The 16,212-nt window shown below is 52.6% G+C and carries 13 protein-coding genes, 1 tRNA gene and 1 other annotated feature; of the genes, 3 read left to right on the top strand and 11 right to left on the bottom strand.

Going from position 1 to position 16,212, the window contains the following annotated elements:
- Positions 1-39 precede the first annotated feature (39 nt).
- Positions 40-876, top strand: coding sequence for a YitT family protein (locus AC3WT9_RS20590; protein WP_341095876.1), 837 nt, complete (start codon positions 40-42; stop codon positions 874-876).
- A gap of 53 nt (positions 877-929) precedes the next feature.
- Positions 930-1,149, top strand: a binding site (T-box leader).
- A gap of 90 nt (positions 1,150-1,239) precedes the next feature.
- Positions 1,240-3,225: an arginine--tRNA ligase gene (locus tag AC3WT9_RS20585; protein ID WP_341379675.1), complete on the top strand. Its 1,986-nt coding sequence runs from the start codon at positions 1,240-1,242 to the stop codon at positions 3,223-3,225.
- Positions 3,226-3,608: 383 nt separating this feature from the next.
- Here the strand turns inward: AC3WT9_RS20585 and AC3WT9_RS20580 are convergent.
- Both AC3WT9_RS20580 and AC3WT9_RS20575 read right to left on the bottom strand, forming a co-directional pair.
- Positions 3,609-3,682, bottom strand: a tRNA-Arg gene (locus AC3WT9_RS20580).
- Between the two features lie 280 nt (positions 3,683-3,962).
- Positions 3,963-4,313 (bottom strand): hypothetical protein, encoded by a 351-nt coding sequence (locus tag AC3WT9_RS20575; RefSeq protein ID WP_341379677.1) that lies wholly within the window; start codon positions 4,311-4,313, stop codon positions 3,963-3,965.
- Positions 4,314-4,457: 144 nt separating this feature from the next.
- Here AC3WT9_RS20575 and asnB point away from each other — a divergent pair, with 144 nt between their 5' ends.
- Positions 4,458-6,302 carry an asparagine synthase (glutamine-hydrolyzing) gene (gene asnB / locus AC3WT9_RS20570; RefSeq protein ID WP_341095896.1) on the top strand — a complete coding sequence of 615 codons (1,845 nt, stop codon included), beginning with the start codon at positions 4,458-4,460 and terminating at the stop codon, positions 6,300-6,302.
- A 101-nt stretch (positions 6,303-6,403) separates the two neighbouring features.
- Here asnB and AC3WT9_RS20565 read toward each other — a convergent pair whose 3' ends face one another.
- The 9 genes from AC3WT9_RS20565 to AC3WT9_RS20525 all read right to left on the bottom strand — a co-directional run bounded on the left by AC3WT9_RS20565 (position 6,404) and on the right by AC3WT9_RS20525 (position 16,206).
- Positions 6,404-7,240, bottom strand: coding sequence for an aldo/keto reductase (locus AC3WT9_RS20565; RefSeq protein WP_341095898.1), 837 nt, complete (start codon positions 7,238-7,240; stop codon positions 6,404-6,406).
- A gap of 191 nt (positions 7,241-7,431) precedes the next feature.
- Entirely contained in the window at positions 7,432-7,887 is a 456-nt protein-coding gene (locus tag AC3WT9_RS20560) for a cupin domain-containing protein (protein WP_341095901.1), read from the bottom strand.
- Positions 7,888-7,996: 109 nt separating this feature from the next.
- Positions 7,997-8,932, bottom strand: a complete 936-nt coding sequence (locus AC3WT9_RS20555; protein WP_341095903.1) for an SPFH domain-containing protein — start codon at positions 8,930-8,932, stop codon at positions 7,997-7,999.
- Complete coding sequence (locus AC3WT9_RS20550) at positions 8,932-9,366, bottom strand: NfeD family protein (protein WP_341095904.1); 435 nt, start codon at positions 9,364-9,366, stop codon at positions 8,932-8,934. The genes AC3WT9_RS20555 and AC3WT9_RS20550 overlap by 1 nt, the downstream gene beginning before the upstream one ends.
- Before the next feature lie 307 nt (positions 9,367-9,673).
- Positions 9,674-11,587, bottom strand: a complete 1,914-nt coding sequence (locus AC3WT9_RS20545; protein WP_445935356.1) for a glycosyl hydrolase family 18 protein — start codon at positions 11,585-11,587, stop codon at positions 9,674-9,676.
- 524 nt (positions 11,588-12,111) lie between these two features.
- Positions 12,112-13,701, bottom strand: a complete 1,590-nt coding sequence (locus AC3WT9_RS20540; RefSeq protein WP_341379679.1) for an FAD-dependent oxidoreductase — start codon at positions 13,699-13,701, stop codon at positions 12,112-12,114.
- Positions 13,698-14,627, bottom strand: coding sequence for an ROK family protein (locus tag AC3WT9_RS20535; protein WP_341095909.1), 930 nt, complete (start codon positions 14,625-14,627; stop codon positions 13,698-13,700). The genes AC3WT9_RS20540 and AC3WT9_RS20535 overlap by 4 nt, the downstream gene beginning before the upstream one ends.
- 72 nt (positions 14,628-14,699) lie before the next feature.
- The gene (locus tag AC3WT9_RS20530) at positions 14,700-15,527 is read right to left on the bottom strand and encodes a MurR/RpiR family transcriptional regulator (protein ID WP_341095911.1); all 828 of its coding nucleotides are present in this window, start codon (positions 15,525-15,527) and stop codon (positions 14,700-14,702) included.
- Positions 15,505-16,206, bottom strand: coding sequence for an N-acetylmannosamine-6-phosphate 2-epimerase (locus AC3WT9_RS20525; protein WP_341380415.1), 702 nt, complete (start codon positions 16,204-16,206; stop codon positions 15,505-15,507). The genes AC3WT9_RS20530 and AC3WT9_RS20525 overlap by 23 nt, the downstream gene beginning before the upstream one ends.
- Between the last annotated feature and the right edge of the window lie 6 nt (positions 16,207-16,212).

Below are 16,212 nucleotides of genomic sequence, written 5' to 3'. Positions count from 1 at the left end.
CTTTTTTGTGTGAGCTTTAAAATCATGGAGGTATATCGTATGAACAAAAGAGTACATGATATGGTTATGCTGCTTCTCGGGGCATTTATTTTTGCGCTGGCAGTCAATTTATTTGTGATTCCCAATGACTTTGGTGAGGGTGGCGTGACAGGGATATCGATCATTCTGTATTATTTGCTGAAATGGTCACCTGCGCTGGTCGGCATCATCTTGAACGGGATTTTGCTGATCATCGGCTACAAACTCCTGGATAAAAAAACGACGGGCTACACCATTATCGCCGTTGCCTTTAACTCCCTGTTCCTGTACTTGACCAAGAACTGGCAGATCGCTTCGGATGAGCCAGTGATTAACGCTATTTTCGCGGGTCTGTTTGCGGGGGTCGGGATTGGACTGATCATCCGGGTCGGCGGCACGACTGCAGGTACAACAATTCTGGCTCGTCTTGCCAATAAATATTGGGATTGGAATATCAGCTATGCCTTGCTGTTCTTTGATCTTATCGTTGCCGGACTGTCCGCCTTCGTCATTGGTATCGAAAAGATGATGTTTACGTTCGTCATCCTCTATATCGGAACCAAAGCTATGGAGTTCATTATCGAGGGCTTGAATCCTAAAAAAGCAGTGACCATCATCTCGGCACGCTATGATAGCATTGCCGTACGGGTTACGGAGATTATGGACCGCGGAGTAACGGTGCTCCGGGGATACGGCTATTACACCGGCGAAGAAAAGGAAGTCCTTTACATCGTAATTAGTAAGCAGGAAGTTTCCATGCTCAAAAAAATCGTACGGGCTGAGGACAAAAATGCTTTTGTCACGATCCACGATGTGCGCGACGTGTTTGGCGAAGGATTCATTGATATTTCTAAATAAGCCAATCGGCTATTGATTTATTCCATAAATTCGCTATACTGATAAAAATCAATATACAATCGATGAACGGGAAAGTAGTTGCCTGACCCTAGTCCCCAGCGAGCCGGAAGAGTGAGAGCCGGTACAGGCCAGTTAATGAAGCGCACCCGGGAGATGGACTTCTGAACTGATAGTAGGAAGCCCCGGCTGAAGACCGTTAACCTGTAAGGTGGCTAAACCAAGGTGTTTAGCAACGAGAGTGGTACCGCGAGCGCTAAAGCCCTCGTCTCTTTTAGAGACGGGGGCTTTTTTTGATGTTTTTTAGCCCGCTAAGTACACATGTAACGCAAATCTGCTTCAGGAATTTTAAAGGAGGTTCATCCCGTGTTAAGCCAACTTATTAAAACAAGCTTGGAACAAAGCGTCCAGCAGGTATTCAGCAGCATGACCGCTGCCGCACCAGAACATTTAACCATCGCTCTTGAACAGCCCGCTAATCCGGATTTCGGCGACTACTCCAGCAATATTGCCATGCAGCTGGCCAAAGTCCTGCGCAAGGCCCCAATGGCTATTGCCGAGCTGATCACAGCGGAGCTTGGGCAACAGGAAGCGATCAAGGGATTGCTGCAGCGAATCGAGGTTGCGGCTCCGGGCTTCATCAACATGTACGTGAATTGGCAGGAGTGGGCAAACCACAGCTTTGAGCTGCCGCCAGGGAACGGGAATAAGGTGATCATTGAGCATACTTCTGTTAACCCAAACAAATCAATGCATATCGGCCATCTGAGAAACTCCTGTATTGGAGATGCGCTGGTTAGGATTTTGAAAAAAACAGGTTACAACGTGGAAGTTCACAACTATGTGGATGACCTTGGCAATCAGCTGGCAGATACGGTGGTTGGGCTAATGAATGTGCCACTCCAGGGTAATCATGTCCGCTTCGGTGATTATTGCTGGGATATCTACGCCGGAATCAATAAGGAGTACGCGTTGCATCCTGAGACGGTCCATAAACGGACGGAGATTCTCCACGCACTGGAAGAAGGGAACGGCAATACCGCTTGGCTCGGCAGCCTTGTGGCTGAACGGATTGTGAGAGAGCATGTTGAGGAAATGAAAAACTTCGGCATCACCTACGATTTGCTGGTGTGGGAGAGCAGTATTTTAAAAGAGGGATTTTGGTCCTCCGCTTCTGCGCTGCTGGAACAGACGGCCGTTTTTGTTCAGGAAACCGAGGGCAAGCTGGCGGGATGCTGGATTCTGAAGCAATCGGCAACAGACGGCACAGGCGCGGATTCAGAGGAACATCAGAAAGATAAGGTGCTGGTGCGCTCGAACGGGATTTTAACCTACACCGCCAAGGACATCGCCTATCATCTCTGGAAATTCGGACTGCTGGACAAAAACTTCTCCTACAGCGAGTTTAATGCAGGCGTTTGGACGACGGGCCCAAGTGGACAGCAGCTGCCTTTTGGAGAGGCCGATATGGTGGTTAACGTCATTGATTACAGACAGGAGTATCCGCAGGCGTTGGTGAAGCAGGCTTTAGAGGTATTGGGATATGCCGGGCAAGCCGAGAAGCTTCATCATGTAAGCTATGGCGTGGTTTCTCTTAGTCCGGCTTCCGCCGCTGAACTGGGGATCGATACCTCGGACGGTAAAACCTCTTACGCCATGTCCGGCCGTCAGGGCATCGGCATCAAGGTCACCGAGCTGGTCCAGCTTATGGAGAACACCATTGAAGCCACCCGCTCCGACAAAAACGGCCTGTCCAGCCGGCTGATCGCCACAGCGGCAATCCGTTACTACTTGCTGCGTTTCAATCTGGGGACGGAGATTGTGTTTGATTTCAAGCAGGCGACCGAGATTTCCGGCAATACCGGCGTATACCTGATGTATACCTATGCGCGTGCGGGCAGTGTGCTCAGTAAAGCCGCTGGAATGGAAGCAGGCGCCGTATTGGGAGCAGCGGCAGGTCCAATGATGGCGGTAAATACTGCGGCAAGAGCGGTACTGGCGGCGGATGGGGCAGTCGATGCGGCGGCGGATGGGGCGGCGGATGCGGTATCAGAACCAGCTGCGGTGCCGGATTTCCCGGCCCCACTGGACAAAGCGGAGCTTGCCCTGCTGAGACATCTCAGCATCTGGCAAGACACCTTATACAGCGCGAGCATCGAGCTGACGCCAAATACAATCTGTAACTACGCGCATACTCTGGCCTCGCTGTTCAATAACTTTTATTCCGCCTGCCCGATTCTCAAAGGGGAGCAACCCACCATCCGCTTCCGCCTCTGGCTTACTTCAACATTCCAGGAAACGCTCGGCGAAGTGCTTGAGGTGCTTGGCCTGCCGAAGCCGGAGCGGATGTAACGGAGGAGGTGGCAGACTGTAGAGCGGGTTTATCAGGAGCAAGCCAGTCTATGCAATAAGCACGGCTATCCCTTCATTCACTGAGATTTAAGCTTAATTGCATTGTGTACAGCTAAAATCCAAGAAAATCACTCCTCTCGGGATTTAGTTGTATTCGGTACAGCTAAAAACCTCCCAATTCATCATTAGGAGGGATATGGACAAATATAAATGTATAGAGTGCAATTAAGTTACTTCGCTCCCGATTATGAGTACTTTTAGCTGCACAAAATACAACTAAACTTCAGTTGTTCACAACTGCGGTGGATGCGCCAACGCCCCCAGAGGCTTCTCTCCCCCCAGACGCACAAACAGCCTTCCCGAAGGAAGGCTGTTTTGTGTGACGTCCCGGAAGGGATTCGAACCCCCGACCGTGCGCTTAGAAGGCGCATGCTCTATCCAACTGAGCTACCGGGACAAAAGTGAAGTAATTAATTCCTAAAGCATATGTATTCACGCAACGTTCTCTATTATACCGCATTCAGATTTTTTTTCAAGGCTGCAGCAATATAATTTACTAAAATGCGGCGAAACAGCAACGGCAGCACAGCAGATCAGCCTATCCTCACCAGTCACCCTCCCACAGCATTTCTGTCCCCGGGGCAGAATCAGCGGCGGTCAGCCGCTCACCCCAATCCGTTCTACCCCCGGGGCAGACTGCGGCAGCTTTGCCGCATCCAATCGCCGGATTATAGGAGTCACTTGTGGAAATGCCGTTCCAGCTGCTTTTTCAAGTCGCCGAAGATAAGCAGTTCGCGCTGGAATTTGGAGCGTTCATCCTCGGGGCTCATAATGATGCTGCCAGTAAAAGCACTGGCCGTCACATCCTGAAAAGCGTCATGCAAATTGTTATCAAACCAATCGGTCGAAGTATTCGCGTCATTCGTCAGAATGCGCACAATTTCATAACCTTCCTCGCGCTGGTCTTCAACAATGTACACCAAAAGTGCGGAATCGCCTACAGCTCCCGGCAATACGCCCACTTCTGCACAAGGTGCGCCGTCATATTCGGTCATTCTGCGGATTTTGGCGTCTTTAATATAATACACTTGTCATCCATCCCTCCTGGCAAATTTCCCTCTCCCTTAGTGTTCGGATAAGGACATACATTTTATCCCTTCCTTCGGCATATATCTGTATTACTTGGCAAAAAAGAAAGGACAACAATCGCACAAAAGAGAGGATGAACCATCATGTGCGGAATAACCGGATTTATCCAGTGGCGCGGCGACCTCACACAGCACTCGCAACTGCTCGTAAAAATGACTGAAACCTTGGCCAACCGCGGGCCGGATGCGGCCGGAACCTGGATTTCAGGGCCTTGTGCCTTCGGTCACCGCAGACTAAGCGTTATCGATCCCGAGAACGGCGCACAGCCTATGATCGCCCGCCATGACGATAAGGTGTACGCTATTGTGTACAACGGCGAATTATATAACGCCCCCGAGCTCAAAAAGGAACTGAAACAGCGGGGACACCATTTTCTCACCGAGTGCGACACCGAAGTTCTGCTGCACGCCTATATGGAGTGGGGACCGGACTGCACCGGGAAGCTGAACGGAATCTTTGCATTTGCCGTCTGGGACGGTCTGCGGGACCAGGTATTTTTGGCACGCGACCGCCTGGGTGTGAAACCCCTGTTCTATAGCCGGGTGGACGATGTTTTTGTCTTCGGCTCCGAACCCAAAGCTCTGCTCCAGCACCCCAAGGTACAGCCGAAGGTTGGACCGGAAGGACTGGCGGAAATCTTCATCATCGGTCCGGCCCGCACTCCGGGACATGGGGTATACAAAGATATATTCGAGCTTCGTCCAGGTCATGCCATGATTTATAGCCGGGAAGGCCTGCGCAGCTATGCTTATTGGAAATTGGAAAGCAATCATCACACGGAAAATGAAGAAGAAACAGCCGCCAGAGTACGTGAATTGCTGCAGGATACACTGGAGCGGCAGCTTGTCTCCGACGTTCCGGTCTGCTCCCTGCTGTCCGGGGGGCTCGATTCCAGCGCACTGACCGCGCTTGCTGTGGATTATTACAACCGCACCGGCCAAGGCCGGGTGGATACCTATTCCGTCGATTATGTCGACAACGACAAGCATTTCAAAAGCCACACCTTTCAGCCCGGCGCAGACGGTCCGTGGATTAAGCGGATGGTTGATGAGTTAAACACGAATCACCATTATGTAGCCTTTGACACACCGGAGCTGGTAACGGCGCTGGACAATGCCCTGGAATCCCGCGATTTGCCGGGGATGACGGACGTGGATTCTTCGCTGTATCTATTTTGCCGTGAGATTAAAAAGAACGCGACTGTGGCCATTTCCGGCGAGGCGGCGGACGAGATTTTTGGCGGGTATCCCTGGTTCCACCGGGACGAGATGCTCTCTTCCGGCACGTTCCCCTGGTCGGTAGCCCCCAAAATGCGTGCAGCTCTATTGTCGCCGGAAGTGGGGGAATGGATACGTCCACTGGAATATTTAGGTGACAGATACAGCGATGCGGTTGCGGAGGTGCCGAAGCTTGACGGCGAGACCGGCAAGCAGGCGCAGATGCGTGTAATGTCCTATCTTAACATCACACGTTTCATGCCGACACTGCTGGACCGTAAGGACCGGATGAGTATGGGTGCAGGACTGGAGGTCCGCGTGCCGTATTGCGACCACCGGCTGGTCCAGTATGTATTCAACATCCCTTGGGAAATTAAAACCGTGGGCAACCGGGAAAAAGGCATTTTGCGCAAAGCACTCGAAGGCATCCTGCCGGATGATGTACTCTACCGTAAAAAAAGTCCTTACCCCAAAACCCATAATCCGGCCTATTTAAATGCCGTCCGGACTCAGATGCTGGGCATTCTGGATGATTCCACTTCGCCCATCCTGCCGTTGATTGATGCAGCCAAGATCCGAGAAATCGCTGCCTCTCCCGAATCCTCCAGCAATCTGCCCTGGTTCGGCCAGCTGATGTCCGGCCCGCAGCTGTTCGCTTATCTCGCCCAGGTTAACCTGTGGCTGCGCAAGTATAACGTATCTATCGGGTAAATCGCTAAGCTCTCTGCTCTCCGCACACAGCCAATAACTGCAAACAGCAAGCCCCCATCCGGAGGCTTGCTGTTTGTAGTTCCCTATTGTTAGAGGCTTGCTCAGAAATTAAAATTATCCGGGTCCGGACCGAACCTGTGGTTCTGGTTCAGGTTCTCAATCGCCTTAACATCATCGTCGCTAAGCGTGAAGTCGAAAAATCCGGCGTTCTCTGTGATCCGCTCGGCATGAACCGATTTGGGAATGGTAATGACACCCTGCTGCAGATCCCAGCGCAGGACAATTTGGGCGACAGTTCTGCCATATTTGCCGGCCAGCTCTTTAAGCAGCGGCACATCCAGATTGCCCTGCATCAGCGGGCTCCAGGCCTCCAGCTGAATGTCATGCTGGCGTGTATATTTCAGCAGCTCGCGCTGGGTCAAGAGGGGATGGAACTCCACTTGATCGACCACAGGCACCACACCTGTATCGTCGATAATATCCTGCAGATGATGGATCTGGAAGTTGCTCACCCCGATGGATTTCACGAAACCTTCCTTTTGCAGATGAATAAGCGCCTTCCAGCTCTCCCGGTACTTGCCGGCGACTGGCCAGTGAATCAGATACAGATCAATTACATCCAGCCCCAGCTTGCGGCGGCTGACTTCAAACGCTTGTAATGCGGATTCATAGCCTTGGTCGGGATTGCGCAGCTTGGTCGTAATGAACAGTTCCTCCCGGGGCACTCCGCATTCACGAATGGCTTGTCCGACGCCTTCTTCATTATTGTATCCAGCTGCCGTATCAATGCTGCGATAGCCTGTTTCCACTGCTGCTTTCACCGCGTTGATAACTTCCTCACCATCTTTGGTCTGCCATACGCCCAGTCCCAGCCACGGCATAGTGACTCCGTCATTTAATGTAGGTCCACCCGAAAACGGTCCGTTCAATTCACTCATCGTTAACCCTCCAAGCCTAATGATATTGATTTAACTTCCTTAACCTTAAAAGAGGCCGCATAATCAGCCAATGGCCAAAATCAGTATAGCAGATTGCTCCCGCAGGTCCAAAATGCCACTCTGCGCCGGTAAATTAGAACAAAAAATAAGTGCAGTCTGATTTCACAGTCTGCACTTATTTTTAAAATTGCTTATTTGCCGATCAGCTTGAAATCGTCAAAATGAAATTCCGGGGATACGATGCAGGAGACCAGCACCGGCTCGTCGCCGAGCACCCGGGCCGCCTGCCATACTCCCGCCGGAATAACCACCTGCGGCTGCTGGCCGGAGGCGATGTCGAGACCCAGGATAACCTCGGTAACATCCTCCGGCTTATCACCGCTTCCTCCAAGGCTTAACACAATCGGGCTGCCGGAATGCCACAGCCAGATTTCGGAGGAAAGCACCGTGTGCCATTCCGAGGTTTCGCCCGGATGGAGCAGAAAATAAATCGAAGAAGCTGAGGCTCTGGAGCCCGAATAGCTGCTTCCCAGTGTTTCTTGCGGGATATCAAAGGATGATTTCCAAAGTCTTTTGTACCATCCGCCTTCAACGTGAGGCTGCAGCCCCAGCGCTTCGACCAGCGGAGAAATTTCTTTTTGCGTCACAGTATCGTCTCCTTAAAGTTTTGCGATGCAAAACTGGCTTCGTAAGCTTACGCTTAAGTTTTGCTTTTACTTTAACGGAATGTGCCGCAATTGTCTAATCCGCTTCCGTTTATTTGCTCTCCTTGCTCGCCTTGAACACCTCGGCGATAGCCCCGAGACTGCCCAGCGTTTCAACGGCGCTGGTCGGCAGGAACACCTTGTTGGCCGGTCCCTTAGCGATTTCGCCTAACGCTTCAAAAGATTGATACGCCAGCACACGCTCATCCAGCCCTGCGCTGGCGATCAGTGCGATCCGCGTCTTCTCGGCTTCGGCGACCGCCTGAATCGCTTTGGCCTGGCCCAGTGCTTCCAGCTCCTGCGCCTGGCGGAACCCTTCCGCTTGACGGATACGCGCTTCCTTATCGCCTTCCGCTTTCAGAATCTTGCTCTGCTTATCCCCTTCAGCACGCAGGATCATATCCTGTTTGGCAGCTTCCGCCTCCAGCACAATCGCCCGCTTGCTGCGTTCTGCCTTCATCTGCTTATCCATCGCTTCCTGGATGTCCAGCGGCGGCTTGATATCAATAACTTCCACACGCTCGATCCGCACGCCCCACTTTTCAGTCGCTTCATCCAGAGCCAGGCGGATATCCGATGAGATTTTTTCCCGGCCCGACAATGTTTCATCCAGCTCCAGCTTCCCGATAATCTGCCGCATCGTAGCTGTGGAAATGTTGCGCACACCATATACATAATCGGAAATTCCATAAGTCGCTTCTTCCGGACCAACCACCTGATAGAAAATGATCGTGTCGATCTGCACCTGCACGTTATCCTTGGTGATTACGGTTTGCGGCGGCACATTGGCCTGTTGAATCCGCAAATCATGGTAGGTCCGCACCTGATCAATAATCGGAATCAGAATATTCAGACCCGGTGTAAGCAGCCGGTGGAATTTACCGAGACGCTCCACAACCCCTACCCGCTGCTGCGGTACGATTTTGATCGTAAGCGCGATAAAAACAACGACGACAGCAATAACAATACCGATAATTGCCCATTCCATTAGTACTTATCCCCCCATCGTTCTACTTCGATAATCGTGTTGCCTCTTCGGATGACACGGACTGCCTGGTCTTTGCCCAGAGCTTGAACCGAGGTTGCACTCCAGGTGTCACCGCCCACTTTGACCTGCCCGTATTGTCCCGGCACAATCGGCTCAACGACAATGCCTTGTCTTCCGACAATCTCTGTCCCTGTATCCTTAAATCCCCGTGAGTTGCGGAATCTCGCGACCAGCGGTTTGGTGAAAAAGGTCAGGACGAGGGCAACCAATGAACCGACGACCACCTGCAGCAAAATCGCCTCAGGAAACACAAGTGAGAGCAGACCAGCCGCCAGAGCACCTATGCTTAACCAGAGAAGATAAAAAGTAAGCGCGAACATTTCAATCACAAACAGAACGCCGGCTGTAATCAACCAAACTATCCAAGCTTCCATCGGTGAATCCACCACCTTCCGCTATATACTACTATAACGAAAAAAACGGCATAGCGTTGCATTAGTTTTATCAGGGCTGGGACACAGCCATGCTTTTTCATTATATTTCAGCCTATGGAAGGTTATGAGCACCACAATCAGCTTCTTCATAAAGGCTGAAGAACAACGGAGGCTGTGAGGAGACATATGCAGGAGATTCGATCCGGTGAAGTAATTCTGCTGTTGGTTATGACATAATAAAAAAAGCTTGCAGATCGAGGCGCAGCCTTCTCCGCAAGCTTTTTTGCTGTTCAGATGGAATATAGTGCTAAATCAGCTCCCATAGAGCCTGCGTTACCGCCGGTTCCCAACCTTGCAGCGAGGTATGCGACTGCAGGCAGATGTACGTTTTGCCGCTGTAGCTTACCTTGTCGCCTGCTGTATAGGCCACTCCTGCTGCCCAGGCAGATCCCCCGGGCGTTGCCGTCGGGCTTACTGTAGCTGTTGGCACGGGTGTTGCCGTTGGTACTGGCGTTGCTGTCGGACTCACCGTAGCCGATGGCGCCGGCGTAGTGTTGCCGCAGGTGCCGATCACTTTCCAGGCCCCGAATGCGCCGCTCTGGTCAGGGCGTTCCCCCTGTGTCCACCACTGGGCTTCATACAGCACACCTCCATAGGAAGCCTGCTGGCCCTTGGTGTAGATGGTTACCGCGTTCCATGCCGCCGCCGTACATTGCCCCGGTGTTGCAGTTGGTGTCGGGGTAACAGTAGCAGTAGGCGTTGCTGTTGGTTTCACTGTAGCTGTAGGTGTCGCTGTAGGTGTAGCAGTAGGCGTTGATGTCGGTTTCACTGTAGCTGTTGGCGTTGCAGTCGGTGTTGGCGTCGGCACCACTCCGCCGCCCAGATCGGTGTTCAGCTTGTTTTGCAGTGTTTTGTTGCGGTCGCCGCTGGTCTCCCAGAACATCGCTCCTGCCAGGCCTTTGGTTTTGACATAGCTGGTCTTATAGCCGATGGACTCGGCGTCATCATAGCTGATAAAGGTTTGTGTAGACGGATTGTAGAGATATGGAACCTTTGAGGTGTTGTTCCAGTAGCGGGTATAGCCGTTTTTGTTAATATAGTTAGCTTCGAGATCGTAGAAATCATAGTTTCCCTTTTCCCATGTGCCTGTGGACGAAGTACCTGCCGAAACCTGATATTGTCCGTTTCCTGTACTCGGTGCACCACCCCAGCCGCGTCCGTAAAACGGCATGCCCAGGACGAGCTTATTCGCCGGGACTCCGCTTGCGAGATAGCTTGTGACAGCCTTGTCGATATTGTAATTCGCCGGATCGGCCAGACCTGATGAGGCTGCTGCCGGGTCATAGTAGAGCGGGGCATTGTGTCCTGTAGTCGTGTTCCAGCTGCCGTTGAAGTCATAGGTCATAATGTTGATCCAGTCGACAACAGCAGCAATGCCGCTAAGGTTGTTATTCTGAACGTAGGCAGGGCTTGCACCAGAGGCAATGGTCAGCAGATAGGTTTTACCGTCAGCGGTTCCGGCCGCATTCAGCTTTTCACGGATTTTCTGCAGCAGCAGCACGTAATTCTGCTTATCCTCCGGACGGTAGCTGTTGCCTGCAAGGCCTCCGCTGACCGGATATTCCCAGTCCAGATCAACACCATCCATTCGATATTTGCGGATGAAATCAACTGCGGAATTTGCGAATACTTCACGGGTCGCTGCCGTAGCGGCAACATCCGAGAACCGGTTCGACCAGGTCCAGCCGCCGACGGATATCACCGTTTTAAGATTCGGGTTCTTTTCTTTAAGTTTCCATAGCTGCTTCAGGTTGCCTTTAATCGGATCATCCCACTTGTCATCCCCAAAGCTTTTCTGGGCATCAATCCAGGGATCACCCAGCACAATCGTTCCATTCGGAACACTGATCGTTTGGCCTTGCTCATTTTGGCAGGTCCAGGTAACCGGATTGGGTCCGCTCGGGTCAGGATTTCCGTGAACCCCGTTCCAGCATATATCGGCAAACGCATAGTTGATTACATTCATTTTACTGGGATCGATATCCGTCACGTTGTAGGCTCGCCCATAGGCAGCCCAGGAAGCATAATAACCAATTAGCTTATAGCCCGCAGCCGCATTTGCAGTTTTAACACTGGTGCCTATCGTTGAAAAGAGTGCAATCACAAGAGCAACGGCCATGCTAAGCGCAAAGGTTTTACGAAATCTGTTTGTCGACCTCATTTTCATTTACCTCCTCGGTTCAATGCCGTAACCTGCAGTCCTCTTTACAGGCAAAGCTCCCCAAAGTCACCTCCTGGTTCGGATTCACCTTCATCCAGTGTCTCTATCAGATTCATGAGATCAGGATGATAGATTAAGCACACAAAAAAGCGCAAGAAAAAATAATCTGTGCTCTTAATCTTGTATTGCTGTTCATGGGCTGCAATCCCGGTAATGTTGTCCGGGCAATGCTTATGCCTACAAAATAGTTGGGAGGGATGGTGTACATGGAATAGGAGGATTCATAACATAAGAAGGATGAAGGCAATCTTATTGTCATATAAAGCACAAGATTAAGCTAGGGGGAAATTTCCATAGTCAGGGGGGAATATCATCTAATTTCCAGTTTTTTCGGCAGTAATAACTGTGCCTCTGTCCCCAATTTGAGGAAGGTTTAGAATTCCGGTGACAAAGGTGGTCCCTTACACTCCGACAGTTCAAGAGGTGATGGTATCCTTTGCCACCAGATGCGATTATCCTGTCACCTACTGCATTTCCAGCTCTGCATCACTCCAGTGAAGCTGGACGCCATGGTCTATTAAGAGCTGCTGGTAAGCCTTGCGATGGTCATCCGATCCATGAACCTCACGCGGCAGAACTTTATTTGTAATGGCGTAAGAGGCCAGAAGTCCCGCAGCTTCACCAATATTCCATTCGGTTGGATGAAGGCGGTAGCAGCCGTTTGCGATCTGGGTCATTGAGATATTTTTGCAGGCCGGAAGCAGGTTTGTGACACGAATAGGGATCATTGAGCCCAGCGGAATTTCATACGGATGATTGGGGATGTAGAACGTGCGCTGGGATACGGTCGTGGGATGAAGATCCAGATGATAGCTCCCAACGCCCACACTGTCCTCATAGCGCATAGGTCCCGCTTCACCGCGCAGCTCCTTGCTCACATCCAGCTCAGTCACCGTGTAGAGCCCACGGATTCTTCTTGCTTCACGGATGTAGGGAGCCTTCGCAAGCCCGTCCTCTGTCCCAAGTACGTCTCCCCGCAGCCTCACCCCCGGATACCCCTTCCCGCCATCCAGCCGCGGCGCCTCCGTCTGAAGCCAATAGACAAGTGACAACGTCAGCTGTCTGGCTCCTTTCAAATGCCGTTCCCGTTCCCCGGGAGGCACTCCGATCAGCGGACCGGCATAATAATCGTTCAGCGCCCAGTTCAGCAGAGTGACTTCACCGTCATTGAGCGGCAGGCTCCAGACCGCAGGATCGACAATCCTCCGGTAATCCCACAGCGAGACAATTCCCTCGTCATTGGGAAACATGGTGAATTGCTTCAGCTTCGTCGTATCACTGGCATCGGAGGCGTACCAGCTGAGAATGGGATACATTGAAAAGGAAGGCACATATTGAAGCCAGAAGTCATAATCCTCAGGACGTTCTATCGTAAAATCGCCGCCTGGTACATAATCGACGGCAGCGACATGGGTAATCGACTGCATATCGAGCGGGTCCGCTTCATCCAGCGCATGCGGTTCCCCTGTCTCATGGCGTGATTCAGCGCCGCTTCGATACTCCACCCCCGCAAGCGGCAGCAGATCGCCGCATTCCGTCGCATCCAGATAATACGCCCCTTTAAGCTTGATCTCGGTTCCTTTCACGGTATGTAAGACCGTCACCGCCGTGACCTCATCGCCTGCCGTCTCGGCATGAACCGGAACCGTATAATAAAGCACTTCAATTCGTCCCGAATGTACATAAGGAGCCAGCATTTCGTGCAGGACGCTTAGTGCAACCTTCGGCTCATGGGCAAGCCGGCTGACCCAGCCGTTCCCCGGATTGAGCAGCGGATTGTTTCTGGCAGACTCCGTAAGCGGATAATTCCGTCTGTAATACTCCCGCACCCTGTTGCGGAACTCCCGGTAGGTAGCCGTGCTGCCGGAGTTCTCGATCCAGCGGTGCTCATCCGGCGGAACCGCCTGCGAGGTCAGCTGTCCCCCCAGCCAATCCGTTTCCTCGGTTAGAATGACGCGCAACCCTGCCTTGGCTGCGGCGAGAGCCGCGGCAGTTCCTCCAAGCCCCCCGCCGATGATGATCACATCACTTTGTTTCACTTGTCTGAATGTCATGCGGTATCCTCCTTCTCATATCCGTCCGGCAGCTGCCGGAAGCAATCCAATGCAAGCTTGGCTGCCCCGAAGCAGCCTGCCCGGTTCCCAAGCTCCGCCGCTGCAAGGATGCCGGAAAGTCCCTCGCCTTGCAGCCTGTTTTTTAGCAGCGGCCACCAGACGTCCCGGTCATGAATAACCCCGCCGCCAATCACGATTAGCTCCGGATCGAGCGTAGCCCCAATATTGTCCAAGACAACCGCCAGATCGGAGGTGTAATGTTCAAGAACCTGCAGCGCATCCCGATTACCCCGCCGTGCGTCGCTCATAAGCTCCGCTCCATGGTCATACGCCCGGCCTGTCAGCTCATTTCCGAGCCGCAGCAACGCGGAACCCGAGACGTATTGCTCTACACAGCCCCGGCGGCCGCAATTACAGAGCCGGCCGCCGGGAAACAGGACACTGTGCCCGAATTCTCCGCCGCTCCAGCGCTTTCCCCGGTTAAGCAAGCCCTGAATCATCAGCGCTCCGCCTACTCCGGTACCCAGCGTGAGCATGACCAGATTGTGCCGTCCGCGGCCGGCTCCCTGCCAGGCCTCGCCCAGCAGTGCGGCGTTCGCATCATTATCGGCGGCTGCAGGCAATTTGAAGGTAGCCTCCGCCCAACCGGCAAGCTGAAGCCCCTGCCATCCGGGTAAATTATCGGTGGCGTACACCACTTCACCCGTGTCGGTATTTACTCTGCCCGCCGAAGCAAGCCCGATGGCCTGAACCGTGCAGGCCTCGAGCAGTTCGCAGACCACCGCATTCAGCTTGCACAGTATTGCCTCCCGGCCCTGCCATGCTTCCGTATCGCGACTGGCTTCCGCCCATACGTTTCCGATCTCGTCGAGTACCAGCCCTTTAACGGCTGTCCCTCCGATATCCACACCGATGACCCGTCTCATCCTCGCGTCCCTCCCTTTAGCTCCGTTATCTTTCGATGCAGAGCCAGATGTATTAAGGCTGCGGCTGCACCCTCAATAAATACGGTCAATGACAGCTCTTGCCGTTCGTTCCTTCATGTTCTTTGTCTCATCTGTATGCCTGCGTTCCAGTCCCTCACAGATCAGATCGATAATGAATAGCTGAGAGATCTTCGCACCGATGGACCCGCCTTCCAGAGGCGACTCTTTACCGGCAGTGAGAAGAACGATATCAGCAATAGACGCGATGGGGGACTTGGCGTAGTTGGTCATGGCAATGATCTTCGCCCCGTTCTGCTTCGCCTTCATTAACATATCATTGGTATCCAGAGTGCTTCCGGAAACGCTGATGCCGAAGGCGATATCCCCTTTGCCCATCGTTACTGCCATCATCGACTGGATGTGGCTGTCCGCTATAGCCTCAACCCGTCTGCCGATACGCAGAAAGCGATTTTTGGCATCCAGTGCGGTAATCGCCGATGAGCCTACCCCAAAAAACTGCACATGGCGCGCCGCATCAATTTGATTAACGGATTCTTCAAGCTGTCCACGGTCCAGCATGCTCAGGCTGGATTGGAGGACATCAACCATAGCTTCATAAAGATGCGTCGGATAATCCCCGTCTCTGCCTTCACGGCCAGACAAGGCTTGCTGCTTTGGCAGCCCTTGGGCAAGCATAAGCTTGAAGTCCTGGTAACCCTTAAATCCGATTTTGCGGCAGAAGCGCATGACCGTGGTTTCACCGGTGCCGGCAAAATCCGCAAGCTCCGTAACCGAAAAATAGATGAGATTATCCGGATGCTCAAGCACACAACGGGCTACCTTCTGTTCTGATTTGGTCATGGAAGGATAATACGTATTAATCCGATCCGTCATTTCCATCGTTAACAGCCACCTTTCTAATTGCTGCCATAAATCGCCCGGTGATCAGCTGGGGTCTTGTAATGGCTGAACCCACAACTACGGCATAAGCTCCAAGCTCCAGGGCCTGCTGCACCTGGGCGGGTTCATTCATTCTGCCTTCCGCAATAACCGGGATGGACAAACAATCAACTGCGCTTTGCAGCAGTTCAAAGTTAGGCCCTTCCTGCTGCAGGGAATACGGCGTGTAGCCCGAGAGTGTGGTCGAGACGCAGCTGACCCCCAGGGCTTCTGCATGGAGAGCCTCCTCAAGAATCGAAATGTCGGCCATCGAAGCCGTGCCGCTCCGGTGCAGAAAAGCGACGATTTGCTCCAAGGTGCTGTCTTCCGGCCGCTTCTGCCTTGTTGCATCAAAGGCGATCATATCGGCCCCGGCCTCCAGCAGTTCGTCAATTTCTTTTAGTGTTGGTGTGATATATACTTCCGAACCCGGATAATCCCTCTTGATAATACCGATAACCGGTAGCGAGACGGCGCTTTTGATCGCCCGGATGTCTGCGGAGCCGTTTGCCCGGATGCCTACAGCCCCTCCTTCCTCAGCAGCAGCTGCCATGCGTGCCATGATTTCAGCACCATGCAGCGGTTCACCCGGAAGCGCCTGACAGGATACAATTAGTCCATGACGTAGCTTCTGCAATATCGTATT

The sequence above is a fragment of the Paenibacillus sp. EB106-06-01-XG199 genome (assembly GCF_058791575.1).
This window is presented reverse-complemented; position numbering and strand designations above follow the sequence as displayed.